This window comes from Methylobacterium variabile (assembly GCF_001043975.1).
Taxonomy (GTDB): domain Bacteria; phylum Pseudomonadota; class Alphaproteobacteria; order Rhizobiales; family Beijerinckiaceae; genus Methylobacterium; species Methylobacterium variabile.
Window position 1 is genome coordinate 1 of the sequence record NZ_LABY01000327.1, and the last position, 2,898, is coordinate 2,898.

1 protein-coding gene is annotated in these 2,898 nt (G+C 75.4%); it reads right to left on the minus strand.

The features are described from left to right. Window positions 1–2,898, minus strand: a 2,898-nt coding sequence (locus VQ02_RS32290) for an indolepyruvate ferredoxin oxidoreductase family protein (RefSeq protein ID WP_048448363.1), incomplete at both ends; no start/stop codon positions are given.

Genomic DNA, 2,898 nt, shown 5'->3' on the forward strand with positions numbered 1-2,898 from the left:
CGGGGGGGCGCGGCGAGGAGGTCGCGCAGGGTGGATGGGTCGGCCCGGCCGAGGAGGGCGAGGGCGGTGTCGACCTGCGCCTCGTACTCCGCCAGCACCGCCCGCTCCTCCCGCCGCTCCGCGATCAGCCGCAGGGGGTCGAGGCGCCGGCCGCGCAGCCCCTTGAGGGCCGCGATGCCGCGCAGGACCGGCAGCAGCCAGGGCCCGAAGGCGATCTTGCGCGGCTCGTCCTCGCCGGGCCGCGTCCGGGCGAGGAACGGCGGCGCGAGGTGGAAGGTCGGGCGCACCGGCCCTTCGAAGTCCTGCGCGAGGCGGGCATGGAAGGCCGGATCGGACTGGAGGCGCGCCACCTCGTACTCGTCCTTGATCGCCATCAGCTTGAACAGCGAGCGGGCGACCGCTTCGGCGAGGTCGTCGCCGGCCCGCTCCCGCACGGCCGCCACCCGGGCGCGGTAGCGCGCGGCGTAGGCCTCGTCCTGGTAGGCGCGCAGGTACGCGGCCCGGCGCACCACCACGGCGCCGAGATCCCGCGCGGGCACGTCCTCCGGGGCGAGATGCGCCTCGACGAAGACCGGATCGGCGGCGAGCAGCCGGCCCCAGGCCAGCGCGAGGCGGTTGGCCGAGGCCGCGACGCCGTTGAGCGTCACCGCCTGCTCAAGGGCGGCGCGGGAGACCGGCACCAGGCCGCACTGCCAGGCGAAGCCGAGGAGCAGCACGTTGGCCGCCTGGGCGTCGCCGATCAGGCGCGCGGCCATCGCCTGGGCGTCGAGGCTGCGCAGCGCCCCCGGGCGGACCCGGCGGGCGAGCAGGGACTCGAGCATCCGCGTGTCGATCCGGGCCGAGGGGTCGCGCAGGGTCGCGCCGGTCGGGATCTCGTGGGAGTTGGCGACGATGCGGGTGCGGGCGGGATCGATCACCGCGGCGGCGTCCCGGCTCGCCGCCACCACGAGGTCGCAGGCCAGAACCGCGTCGGCGCGGCCGCGGTCGATGCGGACCTGGTTGAGGGCGCCGGGTTCCGCCGCGAGCCGCACGAAGGAGAGCACCTGGCCGCCCTTCTGGGCAAAGCCCATGAAGTCGAGCACGCTGGCGCCGCGCCCCTCGAGATGCGCCGCCATGGTGATGAGCGCCCCGACCGTCACCACCCCGGTGCCGCCGACGCCGGCGACCAGGATCTCGTAGGGCTCGGGTCCGAGCGCCGTCGCGGGCTCGGCGAGCGCGGCGGCGCGGGCCGCGACGGTCTCGGCCGGAACCGCGACGCCCGGGCGCCGCCGCGGCGTCGCGCCCTCGAGGGTGACGAAGGACGGGCAGAAGCCCTTGAGGCAGGACAGGTCGCTGTTGCAGCCGGTCTGGTCGATCGCGCGCTTGCGGCCGAACTCGGTCTCGACCGGCACGACCGAGAGGCAGTTCGACTTCGCCTGGCAGTCGCCGCAGCCCTCGCAGACGAGGTCGTTGATGACCGCGCGCCGCGGGGCAAGCGGGCTTGAGCCCCGCTTGCGCCGCCGGCGCGCCTCGGTGGCGCAGGTCTGGTCGTAGACCAGCACCGTGACGCCGGGGGTCTCGCGCAAGCTCCGCTGCACGGCGTCGAGGTCGTCGCGGTGGTGCAGCGTCACGCCGGGCCCGAGGGGATCGCGGGCGGCCGCCGCGGCCACCCGGTCGGGATCGTCCGAGACCACCACGACCCGGCGCGCGCCCTCGGCCGCCACGAGGCGGGTGATCTGCGGCACGCTCAAGGTCCCGTCGACGGGCTGGCCGCCGGTCATCGCCACGGCGTCGTTGTAGAGGATCTTGTAGGTGATGTTGGCGCCGCTCGCGACCGCCTGCCGGATCGCCGCGTGGCCGGAATGGAAGTAGGTGCCGTCGCCGAGATTCTGGAAGACGTGGCCCTGGCGGGTGAACGGCGCCTGCCCGGTCCAGTCGACCCCCTCGGCCCCCATCGGCACGATGCCGGTGGTGTCCCGCTCCATCCAGTTCGCCATGAAGTGGCAGCCGATCCCGGCCCGGGCCTGCGAGCCCTCGGGCACCCGGGTCGAGGTGTTGTGCGGGCAGCCGGAGCAGAAATACGGGGTGCGCACCGGCAGGCCGCCGGGGGAGGCGGGCTCGGGCGCCGCGTCCGGCACCCGCACCGGCCGGCCGAGATCGCGCAGGCGGTCGGCCAGGACCGGGAGCAGGCGCGACGGGCGCAGCTCCTCCACCTCCGGCACCAGGGGCGCGCCGGTCGCATCGCGCTTGCCGAGGATGCGCGGGCGCCGCCCGGCCGGCAGGTCGTAGAGCCCGTCGCGCAGCTGGCGCTCGACCAGCGGCGCCTTCTCCTCGATCACCAGCACGGTCTCGACCCCGGCGGCGACCGCCGAGAGACCGGCGACGTCGAGCGGATGGACGAGGCCGACCTTCAGCACCGCGACGCCGGCGGCCGCCAGCGCGTCCGGCCCGTGGCCGAGGAGCCGGAACGCCTCCATCGCGTCGCCATGAGACTTGCCGACGGTGACGACGAGGAGGCGGGGGCGCTCCGGCGCCACCACCAGACGGTCGAGGGGATTGGCCCGGGCGAAGGCCCGCACGGCTTCGAGCTTCTCCAGGGCGCGGGCCTCGATGGCGAGACTCGGCAGGTCGGGCCAGCGGATGTGCAGGCCGCCGGGCGGCGGAGTGTAGGCGGCCGGCGCGAAGGTCGGCAGCGGCGCGAGATCGATCGAGGCCGCTCCTTCCACCACCTCCGAGATCGCCTTGAAGCCGACCCAGGCGCCGGAAAAGCGCGACGCGGCGAAGCCCCAGAGGCCGAAGGCCTCGTACTCGGCGATCGAGCCTGGGTGGATCACCGGCATGTGCCAGGCCGCCAGCGCCAGGTCGCTCTGGTGCGACATCGAGGAGGAGACGCAGCCGTGGTCGTCGCCGGCGACGACC